Here is a 14,295-nt window from a genome sequence, read left to right on the forward strand (position 1 = left end):
CATGGGGTACTCATTGGTCCGCTTCGCGCAGCCCGGTAACGAACAAGAGCACCTCGGCCTCTTGGTCGACGGACGCATCAAAAAGCTCGAGGGACAGATCAACTCGATCATCGGAGATTGGTCGAGCTGGGAAGGCGAACTCGACCGGATGGTCTCATCCGGAGCAACGGACGACTGGCTCGACGCACAGACGGTCACACTCCTGGCGCCTGTGCAACCAGCCCAGATCATCCAGGCGGGCGCCAACTACCGCACCCACGTGATCGACTTGGCCGTTTCCCACAAAAAAGAGGGCGAAGACGAGGCGGAAGTCCGGGCAGCGACAGCGCTGGTCATGGACAAGCGAGCCCAGGAAGGTCTCCCGTATTTCTTCATTGGTCTCCCCGCCGCGGTCGCCGGACCCGACGAAGAGCTTGAACTCCCGCACTACAGCAAAACCCATGACTGGGAACTCGAGCTGGCCGCGGTGATCGGCAAGCGTGCCTTCCGACTGACTCCCGAACAGGCACTCGAGCACGTCTTTGGCTACACCATCGTCAACGACATCACCACTCGCGACCTGGTGTTCCGCAAAGACATGCCGGCCATCGGCACCGACTGGTACCGCGGCAAAAACGCGCCAGGCTTCCTACCGACAGGCCCCTGGCTGGTTCCAGCAAAATTCGTTGAGGACCCCCAGGACCTGACCGTCCAATTAAAACTCAATGGGCGCATCATGCAGGACGAATCCACGGCCGACATGATCTTCACCGTGGCCCAACTGGTCTCCCATGCCTCGTGGAACATGCCGCTGATGCCCGGGGACCTGGTGCTCACCGGTTCTCCCTCGGGCAACGGTGCGCACTGGGGGCGACTGCTGCGCGACGGCGACGTGATGGAAGGCAGCATCACCGGGCTGGGCACTCAAAACGTGCCGTGCCGCGACGAAGTTCGGTAGTAAGCGGACCCCGGGTGGGTGCCGGCGTGGGGGAGTGGGCGTGCTCCCGCATGAATGTCTAGCCGCCGGTGCGCACAGCCGCCGGTGCGCACCGGGGGTTTCTCCGCAGAGAATCGTGGGAACCCGAGAGCCTCGCCGGTGAAACCGAGGGCTCTCCAAGGAGCAATCGTCCAAGGCAAATAACGAAGGAGAAAATCAGATGGCTGCAGTATCGCAAGTCGGCGTCGTCGGTGCCGGTGCCGCCGGACTGGGAGTGGCAATATTCCTGGCCGACGCCGGCATTGAAGTGGAAATTCTGGAAAAGACCGATGCGCCCTCGACCTGGGGATCGGGAATCACGCTGCAAGGCAATGCCCTGCGGGTACTGCGGCAACTGGGCCTATGGGAGCGGATCTCCGAGCACGGATATGCGTTCAATGAGCTGGGGCTCCGTGCCCCGGATCCGAACGGGACGGTGCTGGCCATCGTCGACGACGCACTCATGGGCGGGGAGGACCTGCCGGCGACCCTGGGCATGAATCGACCCGAACTCGCATCGATCATGCGCGAACGGGCCCGTGAAGCGGGCGTGAAGATCAGCTACGGAAAGTCGGTCGAATCCATCCACGACGATGGCACCCGGGTCCAGGTGCACACCGCCGATGGGGACAAACATGACTACGACTTGCTCATCGGTGCCGACGGCATCCACTCCACGGTACGCCGGGCCCTGGGCATCGAAACCGAGCCCGAGTCAACAGGTATGGGCATCTGGAGGGCCTTCGTGCCCCGCCCGCCCGAGGTTGTGCGCACTGACCTTACCTACGGCGGAACCTGCTACATCGCAGGGTACTGCCCGACGGGGGAGGAGCACATGTACGCCTACCTCGTGGAGCAGGCCCAGGACCGACACGACGTGCACGATGCCGGGGTCATGGCGGATCTGGCAGCCAATTACGGTGGGCCCTGGACCGAGATCCGCAAATATCTCCAAAACGGGGCTCAGGTGAACTACACCAGATTCACCACGCACCTGGTCGAAGGGAACTGGCATCGCGGACGCACGGTGATCATCGGGGACGCGGCACACAGCTGCCCACCGACCATCGCCCAGGGAGCGGCCATGGCACTGGAAGACGCAGCAGTCCTGGCCGAATTACTGATCAACTCCGAGACACTGGATGAGCGGCTCTGGGAACAGTTCCATGACCGTCGGCTCGAACGGGCAGGTGCGGTGGTGAACGCCTCGGCGCAACTAGGCCAGTGGCTGTTCGACGGCAACAAGGATGCCGATGTCCCAGGGTTGCTGGCAACCCTGGCTGCCCGATTGGTGGTCCCGGCATGAGCGCCCAATTACCGGTGATTGACGTGCATGCCCACGTGCTATTTCCACAGCTTGATGCACTAGTCTCCGAAAAGGATCCCGAGGGGCTGGCCGAACATCGGCGGGTGGATGCGATCCGCCACGGAGCGACGTCGCAGAAATACTCCGGGGCCATGATTCGTGAACGCTGGGAGCTGTTGACCGATCTGCCGACCCGGCTTGCCCGAATGGAGGCAAGCGGCGTTGACGTACAAATAGTTTCCCCCTCACCATCGCATTACTATGCCTTCGCGCAGCTGGAACTCGCCAGAGAGCTCGCGACGATGACCAACCGATTGGTCCGAGAATATATTGACCAGGTCCCCGATAAATTTCATGGCTTGGGACTGGTGCCTCTGCAGCATCCCGAACTGATGGTTGAAATGCTCGATGACGCGGTCATCGGGAATGGCCTGCTGGGAGTCGAAATAGGTTCCTATGCTCCCGACGGACAGGGTGGAACCGTCGAACTATCCGACACTCGGCTGGATGCTTTCTGGGCTCGAGCCCAAGAACTGGATGCTGTGATCTTCCTGCATCCATTTGGCTGTCCTCTCGAAGCCCGGCTGGACCGTTTCTATCTGTCCAACACCGTGGCACAGCCCGCGGAAAATGCTGTGGCGCTGTCACACCTGATCTTCTCCGGTGTTTTGGACCGCTATCCCGACCTGAAGGTTCTGGCCGCCCACGGCGGCGGCTACCTGCCGCGGGCGATCGGCAGATCGGACCGCGCCTGGAGGATGCGGCCCGAAGCCCGTGACTGCGTCGAACCACCATCAGCCTACTTGGGGCGTTTGTGGTTTGATTCCTTGGTTCATGGCGCCGTAGAGCTAGTATCCCTCGCGTCTTCGGTGGGAATAGAACGGATCATTCTCGGTTCAGATTATCCCTTTGACATGGGCACCGAAGATCCCACGATCGAGGTGGCGGAAGCTGATATAAGCCCGGCCGAGCGCGAGGCCATCCTGCGCACCAATGCTGTGTCTCTCGGGCTACGGCCGCTGGCAGCACTGAAAGAAAACACCCAACAATCCTTGGAAAGGCGCTGATTCCCATGGCTATCGTGGCACGTTGGAAAGAACAGGACGGAGCCGTTTACAGCGGGTTCATCGATGAGGGCAAATGCCACCGACTGGATTCTGGATTGTGCACCCAGGACCTCCTCGACATGGGATTGGAAGCAACACTTGAAATGGCCTCACGCATAGTGCGAACGGATGCGGGCACGGCGCTGGATGAGGTGACGTTGATGGCACCGCTGGAACCACGCAGCATGCGGGACTTCGTGACCTTTGAAGAGCACGTTGAAGGCGTACGGAAATCCGTTGACGGGGCCGCGGGCATCATGCCCGAGTGGTACGAAGCGCCCACCTTCTATTTCACCAATCCACATACGATCGGAGGAACCGGTGAAACGATCGGCATTCCTGCCGGTTGTGAGGAACTGGACTTTGAATTAGAAGTGGCTGCGGTCATTGGTGCGGTACCGCAAAGCGACGGCAGAAACCTAGATACACGGATGGCGCACCGCCACATTTTTGGATACATGGTTTTCAACGACTGGACGGCCCGGGACCTGCAGCGGCGAGAGATGAAAGTGAGCTTGGGCCCCTGCAAGGGTAAAGACTTCGCCAGCACTCTTGGCCCGTGGATCGTGACCGCAGATGAATTTGAAAATTTGCATGATGGCGATGGGTTCCTCCCGATCCAAATGAAAGTAACCGTCAATGGTGAGGAGATCGGGAGGGATCTGCTGTCCAATATGGGATGGCCGTTCGCAGAGCTGGTTGCCTATGCCTCGGCCGACTCCGTCGTTCGCCCTGGTGACGTACTAGGCTCCGGAACCTGCGGCAGCGGATGTTTGGCTGAGCTGTGGGGACGAAACGGTGCCAAGACACCGCCACCGCTGAAAACCGGGGACGTGGTGGAAATGAGCATTGAAGGCATCGGAACGATCATCAACACGGTCGGCGAGCGCCGTACGGCCACTACCAGGGTTCCCGCGAGGTCACGGCCGCGCCTTCGCGTTCGGGCAGATGTGTAGTGATGGAGGCGGATTCCCGGAGCTCTCGTGATGCTCACCGGTTCTGGCCCACGGGCTCACCGAGACGCGATTGCTCCGGCCACCCTGCATGTCCAATGTCCGGATGTGACCGGTCCAGTTTGAGGGCACTCTGCTGCTAAGCGTCGGTGTTGTATCCGCACAAGAGCATGGTCGATTTCGGATACTAGGGTTCTTCGACGCCCAGATGGCACAAGGCGCAGGAACGGGGCTTCATGCAGTCGCGATCATCGGTGCCCTTGGGTGACCACGGGAGATAACCCAGAAGAAGTACCTCGGGTGCTATCGAGGCCGCGCCTCCACGTCGATTTGAAACACGATTATTCTGCGCCGACGGTTCCTTTCGCTAGGTACACGTAGCACTCGAGGTATCCATGAGGCGAATTCATAGTATCTCGAACGGGGCCTTCCCCAAATAAGTAACTGTACGCACAGTAGACCCAGGTGGTGTGATCTGCACCACCAACTCGTATGAGCTGACAACGGAGTTATCATGAGCACCATTCGCAACAAGAAACGAATGCTTGGCCTGACTGCACTCGTGGCAAGCCTCGGAATCGCGCTGGCAGGATGCGCAGCCGCGAGCGAAGCCGAGGAAAATGCAAGCCAGCCGAGCAGCAACACGGCCGATTCTGGCGCACTGGAAGCCGCCTACGCCGGCGTCGTTGGCACCCCTCCTTCGGACCCGGTCACGGTTCCCGACGGCATCTCCGCCTGGATCGTTTCCTGCGGACAATCTCAGACAACTTGCTCTACCCCCTCGGAAGCGGCAGCCGAAGCAGCCGAAGCCATCGGCTGGAAATCCAATATTTGCGACGGTCAGCTCAACCCCAATGGCTGGTCTAATTGCATCCGGCAGGGTGTTGCCGCATCCGCTGACGTCATCTTCGTGATCGGGCAGGACTGCTCAAGCTTCCAGGGGCCACTCGCCGAGGCCAAAGAAGCCGGGATCATGACCATCGGTGTTGGGGCGAACGACTGTGACGTCACCGGAGGCGAACCCCTCTACACGGGCATCACTCAGCAAATGGAGGGAATGGACAACGAGGCGTGGTGGACCAAACTCGGTGAGTTGCAGGCTCACTGGCTCATTGGCCAAACTGAAGGCGACACGAAGGTGCTTGAGGTGACGTTCTCTGAGGCTCTCTTCGGGAAATGGTCTAGCGCAGGGCTGAACTCGGTACTCGATGAATGCGATACCTGTGAAGTTGTTGGAACACTGAAACTGGGCAACCAGGACGCAGCCAGCGGAGCCATGGCCCAGAAGCTTTCCAGTGCACTGCTCCAAGCCGGCGACGCGAATGCCATCGCAGTGCCAATCGACGGTTGGTTCATGGCCGGCCTTTCGCAGGCCATCGAATCCTCCCAGCGTTCGGATGAGCTGGCTGTCATTGGAGCCTTCGGCGAGCGCAGCAACATTGATTTGATCGAGGCGGGCCAGGGACAGGACGCCTCGGTGGCCTTCAGCATGCAGTGGAATGGCTGGTCGGGTGTGGATGCTGCATTGCGGCTCATGGACAAGCAGGAAATTCAGCCGTCGGGCATTGGGCTGCAGGTAGTTGATGCCAAAACCAACGTCCCCGAAAAGGGGGAGCACTTTAGCTATAACCCACAGATTGACTTCAAGCAGGCCTATCTTGCTGCGTGGGGGAAACAGTGACAGTGCAGTACGAGTCCATGGCCATTCGTGGCCATGGCCCTGCGGCGATCTCCGTGCAGGGGCTGAGCAAACAGTTCGGCGGCACCCAAGCCTTGGGCGGGGTTGATGTCGATGTGGCGGCGGGCAGCATCCACGCACTGTTGGGCGGAAACGGATCGGGAAAGTCGACACTCATCAAGTGTCTGGCTGGAGTCTATCCAGCGGACACCGGGACGGTATCGGTTCACGGTCGCATACTTCAAGCCTCTGAGATCAGCCCGAAGGTCGCTGCAGCAGCGAACTTTCGATTCGTCCATCAGGACCTGGCTCTTTTTGACTCGATGTCCATCGCAGAGAATTTTGCCTTTGCCTCGGGGTTCCCGACCACAAAACTGAGTTCCATTCGTTGGCAAGCGCTGCGGGACAAGGTTGCCACACTGCTGGAGGACTACGGAATCGCGGCGCGCCCCACCGATGAGGTGGGCGCGTTGCGCCCCAGCGAAAAGACTATGGTGGCCATCGCGCGGGCACTTGCCGACCAGCGCGGCGGGGAATACACGCTCATCCTCGATGAACCAACTGCTTCGTTGCCGGAGGACGAGACGCGAGAGCTCATGTCCTCCCTGCGCAGACGTGCTGACCAGGGCCAAACGATTGTTCTGGTGACCCACAAGTTTCGCGAAGTTGAAGAAGTCGCCGATGCCATCACGGTTTTTCGGGACGGAATCGTCGCGGGCGCAGGTAACGCCAGGGACATGCACTTGGGGCAGGTCATCGAGATGATGTCCGGCGTCCAGGCCGAACCACCTGGCATGGCACCGGAACCGTCGGCGGCAGTGGAATCGTTCCGAGCGCAGCCTTCGGGTGAGCACATTCTCGAGGTGCGGGACATGCCCGTCGGCCCGCATTCGGCAGTGAATCTGAGAGTGGGATGGGGCGAAATCGTCGGATTGGCCGGGCTGGCCGGCTCGGGCCGCTCAAGGATCCTGCGCAGCATCTTCGGGGACGTCGCCGCTGCCGGGGGAAACCTGGTCCTGAAGGGAAAACCCTATGTGCCGTCCTCCCCTCGGGGAGCCATGGCGCGGGGGATCGGCATGGTTCCAGAGAACCGGTCACGCGATGCGGCCTTTGTGGACATGACGGTGCGAGAAAATAGCTCCATTAGTGTCCTCGGAAGTTACTGGAAGAAGTGCTTCATCAACAAGAAGGCGGAACAGACAGCAACCCAAGCCTTGATCGATGAACATTCGATCCGGACCAACGGTACCGAAAGCCTTGTCTCAGCGTTGTCCGGCGGGAATCAGCAAAAGGTCATTATGGCCCGGTGGATGCAGCGGTCGCCTGACCTGCTCCTGCTCGATGAACCCACACAGGGCGTCGATGTTATGTCGCGCCGTGAAATCTACGCCAGTTTGGAGCAACTGGTGTCCAGGGGAGCCGGGGTCTTGATGGCCTCCAGCGACCTCGATGAACTCGTTGATGTGTGCGACAGGATTCTGGTCCTGCGCAACGGCTCGATCACCGGAGAATTCGTACCTAGTTTGATGGACCGCAGCCAGCTTGCGGCCATGGTCATGTCAGAGGACACGGACCATAGATCCAAGATCAAGGAAGGCAAATAGCCATGGAACCCACACAGACGGCTGCCACCCAAACGGTCAGGAAGCCTCCGCAGGAGCCTGAAAGTAGAGACACGTCGGTCACCGATCGACACGTTCAGCGAGCAAATCCGCTCGCGTTGTTGGAACGCTTCGCGCTGCCGATCCTGCTGCTGGTGATCATCGGGTTTTTCGCCCTGAACCCAGAAAGTTCGAAGCTGTTCTTTAGCCCCGCAAACGTATCGGTAGTTTTAGGCAACCAAGCGGTCATTACTCTGGTGGCTGTCGCGGTGCTTTTCCCCTTGGTCGCAGGCCATTTCGACTTTTCAGTCGGTGGACTTGCGGTGCTCAGCAGCGTGGTCACGGCCGCGGCAATGGCCGAGTATTCCCTACCTATTCCCCTCGCTTGTCTGCTGGGGGTAGCAAGCGGTGCGGTGATCGGAACGGTCAATGGCATCTTGGTGGCACGGTTCGGAATGAACGCCTTCGTTTCCACCTTGGGGATGGCGACTCTGTTGGGTGGTCTGATCCAGTGGTACACCGGTGGCATGGCCATCATCGGGGTTGCCCGCTCCTTTACCGCTTTTGGGTCAGGAACATGGCTCGGACTTCCATCGGTGGTCTTCGTGGTGATTGTTCTGCTATTGATGGCTTGGTACTTGCTGACTAACACTCCCTATGGACGTTCGCTTTACGCTATCGGTTCCAATGCGCGGGCGGCGGAACTCGTGGGATTGCCAAAAAACCGCTATACCTTGCTCGCGTTCACCATTTCGGGGACGTTGGCTGGGCTGGCTGGTGTCATTTTGGCCGCCCGGACCGGAGGGGCAAACGCCGATAACGGCACCTACCTGTTGTTCCCCGCACTTGCCGCGGTATTCCTGGGGGCAACTGCCATTCAACCGGGTCGATTCAATATCGTGGGGACCGTGGTTGGGGTGCTCTTTGTGGCAGTCAGCGTCAGCGGTCTAATTCTCAGCGGAGCCGCGAATTGGGTTGATCAGGTGTTCAACGGGCTGGCCCTTCTGGTGGCCGTCGGCCTGTCCAGCTACCTGCGGGACAGGCGCTCGGGGAAACGCGGAAGATCGAAGTCTAAGCTGGCTACATGAAAAGCTTTGACCTCAATCTTCTGCCAGCGTTGCAAAGCCTGCTTCAAATACGCAACGTGACGCGGGCCGCGGAAGCGCTGGAGCTGAGCCAGCCGGCCACGAGCGCCGCACTATCCAGGATGCGCAGGTACTTTGACGATCAGCTGCTGGTGCGGGCTGGCCGGGGTTACGAACTGACGCCGCTGGCCCAGGATCTTTTGCCTTTGGTAGAGGCTGCCATGCACAGCGTGGATCGGGTCTCCTCGATCAATATCAGTTTCGATCCTGGAACGAGTGATCGGAAATTCGTCATTCTGGCATCCGACTATGCGGCCACCATGATCGCCGAACCGCTGCGTGTGATCTTACAGAAAGAAGCACCAGCGGTCTCCGTCGAAATTCTTTCGACGTCCATGGCCGCCATGGATACCGGTGACTCTTCACGCTGGGACTTGATGGTCGGACCGATGGGATACGACCTTCCAGGAGCCAACAAACCGGTATTTAGGGATAGCTTTGTGGCGGTGGTCGATGCCAACAATCCTGTGCTGGAAACCAAACATCTCAGTGCAGAAGACTTGTTGCAGTTACCTCAAGCAGTTGGTACTTTTGGCAGCACGATCCGAACCCCGGCGGACCTTTTCTGGCAGAGGCTGGGAGGACAGCCCACCGTCGCGGCGCGGGTCCATGGCCTGCTTGCTCTGCCGCTGCTGGTCGAAGGCACAGACCTCTTAGCACTGGTCCCACGAATGCTCGCTTATAAGTACTCCCGGGGTGCAAACCTTGCCATCATTGACTTCCCCATCGAGACCGAACCGGTGTTGGTTGAAGGCATGTTCTGGCATACGGGGCGGTCTGATGACCCAGCCAACTCCTGGCTACGATCCGTTGTGCAGCGCGCCTGCCAACAAATTCATGAAGTTCTTGACGAGCTAAAGCCGAACGTACGCCATGCAACCTTCCGTCGAATGGACGGCATCTAGTCGACTCACATAGCTGAGCCCGATGAGGTTTTGCTGTTGCTGCTCCAGCTGGCGGCCCCGCTCAGCCAAGGTCCATGCCTCATCTAGGAAATCGTGGTGCCTGGGGCGGGGCAGACTTCTGAGGCCTGAAAACGATTTGCCGTGCAGATATTGGCCGTTCGAAGCGCGCGCTGCCATGCAGAATATTGATGCCGTGGGGGCAAAGCCCCCACGGCATTTTGCTAACTACGGCAGAACTGGCAAGAGGGCGGCCCCGGGTCCTACGGGACTCGAAGGCACTCGCCCACATCTCCCAACAGTTTTCTCATGTCAGCGGCCCGGCCCAGGACCAAGTTGCTCGAAGGCCGGTGGACAGCAGGCCCGGGCCGACCCATCGAAGGTTGTGGCCCAGGCGGAGCTGGACCGCTGATGGAATGCTCAGCCATCTGACTAATAAGACGTTGTCGGCGTCGTTTGTCCGGTTCTAGGACCAGCGTCTTGCTCAGGCATGTGTGAGCAAGGGACGGCTGCCGTTGTATTCGTACATCTGCTGAAACACAGTCGGAAAGTGAATGTCCTTGCCCTGAATTTCTGCCATGCCTCGGTGCAAGTTGCCCACGATGCGTTCAGCATCTATCAATTGAGCGAACTTACCCAAATCCAGGGCCAGGGCTGCTTCAAGTGGCTTCAGCCCCTGCTCGACGGCACGGTGCGAGGCTGCGAGCACGAATTCCAAATATTCCCGAACGTTTTCTAACATTTCAGGTCCGCCCACGGGGCCGTGTCCCGGCACAATGGTGCGGGCTCCCAAAGCCTGCAACTGACCGATGGTTTCAATCCATCCCGAGAGGGATCCGGATAGAGCGAACGGGGTGCCTCCGTTGAATACGAGGTCGCCGGCGAAGAGCACCGAATCATCGGGCAAGAAAAGGTAGGAATCGCCAGATGAGTGGGACGCCTGTCCCGGATGGACGATTTGTAGCTCACGTTCGCCCCACTTGAGCGTGATCCGATCACTGTAGGTCCTGGTTGGCATGCGCATCTGAACGGAGCCGACTTCGAATTTTGTGAAAATATGATCTTCCACGCCGTGCGGGTGCTGCAATTCAGTAGCTGTCATTTGATGCGCGATGATCTCGGCCTGGGGCAGGAGGGAAGCCCCGTTGCAGTGATCTGGGTGCGAGTGGGTATACAGCAAATGTGAGACTGGCTTTCCTGTCGCCTGGTCAATAGCTTCCAAGTACGCCTGGGTCCGGGGCTCGGTGGACGTAACATCGACACTGAAAACAGTTTCTTTGCCTGCGATGAACCCCATGTTGTTCACCATCCAACCGCCATCGGGTTGGATATAGGCCCAGACATCCTCTGCGAGAGGAACGAGGTAAGGGTTTGTTGGTGTTGGCGAGTCTGCAGTCATGGTCATGATCCTTATTTGAGAGCTGGTGTGGTGGGCTGTGTGTTGAGCTCGGAGATTCTCTGGTCGTATCGAGGCAAGCTCAAGAGAACGACGGAACCGAGCAGTAGCAGGGTGGTCGCCATGATCAGCGGGATGTTGTAGGACTTTGTGCTATCGAAAATGAATCCCGCAACGACCGGCCCTAAAGCCGAACCGATCATGAAGGCGCTGTAGACGTAGCTATAGAGTGTTCCGAACTCGTGTGGGCGGAAGTAGCGAGAACTCAAATAGGACATCAAGTCGATTTCCGCACCGAATCCGATACCAATCAGTACCGCAGTAAGCGCCGCATATTGCGGGCCGGCTAGCAACAGCAGGACACAGCCCAATGCAGTGGCTGCGAATAGCGGCACTGCCACGTGGGTAGCGTAAAACCTGTCCATGAGCCATCCGATGATGGGGCGGCCAATCACCGTACCGACGCCGATAAACGATGAGAGTAAAGCTGCACGCATGGGAGTAATTCCCGAGTCAATCAGCATCGGCACGAAGTGCGGGACCATGGTCAGCAATGCCCAGCCAAGCATGAAAAATGACACCATCAGTGTCCAGAACTCGCGTCCGTACTTTGTCTGAGGACGGGGCATCCCCGGGAATCCGGCGTGCTCCTGAGGCACTCGGTTTTGACGGGGTAGATGAGGAAGTTTGGTGAAAATCAACAGCACGAGGGGCACCAGCCCCAAGAGGCCCAAGGCAAAATAGACCGAACGCCAGCCATGGAGGGAAACCAACGCGCTTACCAGCGGAGGCAGGGTCAGGCCGGCGGCGCCTAATCCGGTCGCCATGATCCCCAGACCTAACCCGCGCATGGTGTCGAATTTTTCGACGATTGCCTTCGCATAGGTCACGGCGGAGGTGCCCACGCCTAAGATGCCTGTCAGCCCGTATAAAACCAAAAAGATCAGTAATGTCGATTCAAATTGGCTGAGGGCGAAAAGCACGGCCGCAAACATCGGCAAAGAAACAAGCGCCACTCGTTTGACCCCAAACCGGTCCAATAGCCGTCCCATGAAGGGTAGCGCTAGAGCCATACCCAAGGAACTCCAGAGGCTGGTCAAGGTGATTTCTCCTCGGCCCCACCCAAACTCTTCCTGCAGTGGAACCACGAGCGGACCTAAAATATATCCGAGAGAGCTGAATCCCACGCCGGCACCAACGGTGGCGAAAAGGAGGACTTGCCAGCCCTGGGAAAACTCGGTTCGCAGACTTCGTGGAGCGGGATTCTTGACAGTAGTTTCCATGGGTGGCGAGACCTTTCAGCAAGTGTTTTCTGTGGTCATCCAGCGCCGGCTTCATGGAAATTGGGTAGAGACTGCGCCCAATCCGGACCTGTGTGACACAGGCTATGTTTGCAGGTCTGGACTATTCGTTGCATCTCTATTTGTGGATAGCTGGTAGTCGCCGCACAGATACCAGTAGGCGACTGTTCCTTAGTCAGAGGGACGGTTTTTGAAGTGTCACCCTGTTGATCTGCATCCAGTGCCACTTTCGTAGGTGCCGCCAGGCACCTCTTGTCATGGTGGCTTCATGCCCTTCCACCTCACGTGCGCTTCTTCTAACGATCGCGTGATGGCCAGTCTTCCCTTTCTCCACAACGCAACTGCCCGGCTGCCTCATGAGCTGGAAACTGGAAAACAGATCAATCAGTATGCACACGCGGGTCTAGGAGTTCGGGCAGAACATGCAGGTTATTTACATGTTCGTGGAGACGCTGTGTGCAAGGAATCGGCAACATCTGCCAAGCAGCATGGTTCCTGTAGTAATTCAGGACAAATGACGCGCATGAAGTTCGGACAAATGACCGAGGAGTGGGCTCGGGCACAGTCCTAAGCTCAAATGAACGAGTTGAAAACGTGGAGCTGGTTGGTCAGCACAGTGGATCTACTGAGCGAAATCTGGGCGCAGGTTCAACCCAGGGAACCGAGACTCACTTGCTAATGAACTCTCATTAGAAAAGCAGGCCATGTTTGCAAACTTTAACGCGCCACATCATTTGTGCAATGCGCCTTATCGACAAGTCCGACAAATAGGGCCTATATACCCAGATGGGGATTCTACCGAGGAGGAGGGGGTTATGACCGATAGAGAAATGGACCAGGTCCTGATGACTGACCAGAGGGTGAGGGAATCGATTGACTGCAGCCACTTCGCTCATCAGATCGAATATGTCCAGCCCCGCACCGAGAGAAAGGTGTTGTGGGAGAAATCCTCGGTTTCATGCAAGCAGCAGGTGGACGTGCACCATCAGGTCGTTATCTGCGCAAGTGTCGTTCCAATTTTTTATAAGCGGTTCGACCGCGAGAAACACGGGGCGAATTCATGAGTTCAGAAAAAAGTCCACCACTGCAGCGCGACCTCCCAGCAGTGTTCGGCAATCTCGGTTATGAAGTCTTGCCATTCAAAAGCACCGCGGAAAACGTCGTTACGTGGATTCCAAAGAGTACTTGTCTGACAGTCACCGCTTCTCCACCAAAAGGTATTGAAGCGACAATTGCCTTGACCGAGCGCCTGGCTGCAGCGGGGTATCAGGTGGCGCCTCATCTTTCAGCACGCATGATCACGGACAAGGTCCAGCTCACTGAGATCGTGACACGTATGAAGGCATCAAACGTCAACGAGGTATTCGTCGTTGGTGGTGATGCCAAAGAGGCGGCCGGCGAGTTCCGAGACGGTTACGATCTACTGAAAGCGCTGGATGAGATCGGTCATCATTTCGGCGAAGTCGGTATCGGCGGCTATCCCGAAGGACATGCCTTCATCTCGCGAGCAAATCTTGCTAGTTCTCTGCGGGAAAAATCTGAACTCGCTACCTACATCGCCACACAGATCTGTTTCGACGCCAAGACCATCGCGTCATGGGCTCGTGAGGTTAAAGCAGATGGCGTCAACTTACCCATACGCGTGGGCATGCCCGGCGCGGTGACCAGACAAAAACTGTTGCGGATATCGATGGCTTCGGGCGTAGGCGATTCCGTGAATTTCCTCAAGAAGCAGCAGAACATGTTCTGGCGCTTCTTTGTCCCCGGGGGCTACAGCCCAGGCAAGTTGGTCAATGGGCTAAAGCCTTTCATCGGACAGCCGGATAACAACATTACTGACTTCCACGTTTTTACCTTTAATGAACTTGAAAAAACCGAGATATGGCGCCAAAAGTCGCTATTACGCTATTCCAAGTAAACCGTTGGCCATTGAGCCGGGAAGGATCTGAAGA

12 protein-coding genes are annotated in these 14,295 nt (G+C 58.1%); 10 read left to right on the forward strand and 2 right to left on the reverse strand.

Annotated elements, in window-relative coordinates; all coding sequences use genetic code 11:
• Position 1: 1 nt before the first annotated feature.
• The 8 genes from ADIAG_RS15625 to ADIAG_RS15660 all read left to right on the forward strand — a co-directional run bounded on the left by ADIAG_RS15625 (position 2) and on the right by ADIAG_RS15660 (position 9,649).
• A complete protein-coding gene (locus ADIAG_RS15625) occupies positions 2-937 on the forward strand; it encodes a fumarylacetoacetate hydrolase family protein (protein ID WP_007272389.1) in 936 nt (311 codons plus the stop codon).
• Positions 938-1,136: 199 nt separating this feature from the next.
• Positions 1,137-2,261 (forward strand): FAD-dependent monooxygenase, encoded by a 1,125-nt coding sequence (locus ADIAG_RS15630; protein WP_007272390.1) that lies wholly within the window; start codon positions 1,137-1,139, stop codon positions 2,259-2,261.
• Positions 2,258-3,328, forward strand: coding sequence for an amidohydrolase family protein (locus ADIAG_RS15635; RefSeq protein ID WP_007272391.1), 1,071 nt, complete (start codon positions 2,258-2,260; stop codon positions 3,326-3,328). The genes ADIAG_RS15630 and ADIAG_RS15635 overlap by 4 nt, the downstream gene beginning before the upstream one ends.
• A 5-nt stretch (positions 3,329-3,333) precedes the next feature.
• Positions 3,334-4,323: a fumarylacetoacetate hydrolase family protein gene (locus ADIAG_RS15640; RefSeq protein WP_007272392.1), complete on the forward strand. Its 990-nt coding sequence runs from the start codon at positions 3,334-3,336 to the stop codon at positions 4,321-4,323.
• A gap of 511 nt (positions 4,324-4,834) precedes the next feature.
• Positions 4,835-6,001: a substrate-binding domain-containing protein gene (locus ADIAG_RS15645; protein WP_007272393.1), complete on the forward strand. Its 1,167-nt coding sequence runs from the start codon at positions 4,835-4,837 to the stop codon at positions 5,999-6,001.
• On the forward strand, positions 5,998-7,602 hold the full coding sequence (locus ADIAG_RS15650; RefSeq protein WP_235045934.1) for a sugar ABC transporter ATP-binding protein: 1,605 nt from the start codon (positions 5,998-6,000) through the stop codon (positions 7,600-7,602). Before ADIAG_RS15645 ends, ADIAG_RS15650 begins: the two co-directional genes overlap by 4 nt.
• A 119-nt stretch (positions 7,603-7,721) precedes the next feature.
• A complete protein-coding gene (locus tag ADIAG_RS15655) occupies positions 7,722-8,687 on the forward strand; it encodes an ABC transporter permease (RefSeq protein ID WP_161623973.1) in 966 nt (321 codons plus the stop codon).
• Positions 8,684-9,649, forward strand: coding sequence for a LysR family transcriptional regulator (locus tag ADIAG_RS15660; protein ID WP_007272396.1), 966 nt, complete (start codon positions 8,684-8,686; stop codon positions 9,647-9,649). Before ADIAG_RS15655 ends, ADIAG_RS15660 begins: the two co-directional genes overlap by 4 nt.
• A 481-nt stretch (positions 9,650-10,130) precedes the next feature.
• Here ADIAG_RS15660 and ADIAG_RS15665 read toward each other — a convergent pair whose 3' ends face one another.
• Positions 10,131-11,045, reverse strand: coding sequence for an MBL fold metallo-hydrolase (locus ADIAG_RS15665; RefSeq protein ID WP_007272397.1), 915 nt, complete (start codon positions 11,043-11,045; stop codon positions 10,131-10,133).
• A gap of 11 nt (positions 11,046-11,056) precedes the next feature.
• Positions 11,057-12,325, reverse strand: coding sequence for an MFS transporter (locus ADIAG_RS15670; protein WP_007272398.1), 1,269 nt, complete (start codon positions 12,323-12,325; stop codon positions 11,057-11,059).
• A gap of 833 nt (positions 12,326-13,158) precedes the next feature.
• Between ADIAG_RS15670 and ADIAG_RS15675 the strand changes: the two genes are divergently transcribed.
• Complete coding sequence (locus tag ADIAG_RS15675) at positions 13,159-13,407, forward strand: hypothetical protein (protein WP_007272399.1); 249 nt, start codon at positions 13,159-13,161, stop codon at positions 13,405-13,407.
• Positions 13,404-14,261: a methylenetetrahydrofolate reductase gene (locus ADIAG_RS15680; RefSeq protein WP_007272400.1), complete on the forward strand. Its 858-nt coding sequence runs from the start codon at positions 13,404-13,406 to the stop codon at positions 14,259-14,261. The genes ADIAG_RS15675 and ADIAG_RS15680 overlap by 4 nt, the downstream gene beginning before the upstream one ends.
• Positions 14,262-14,295 lie beyond the last annotated feature (34 nt).

Origin of the sequence: Paeniglutamicibacter gangotriensis Lz1y (assembly GCF_000348945.1) — a bacterium.
In the GTDB taxonomy this organism is placed as follows: Bacteria; Actinomycetota; Actinomycetes; order Actinomycetales; family Micrococcaceae; genus Paeniglutamicibacter; species Paeniglutamicibacter gangotriensis.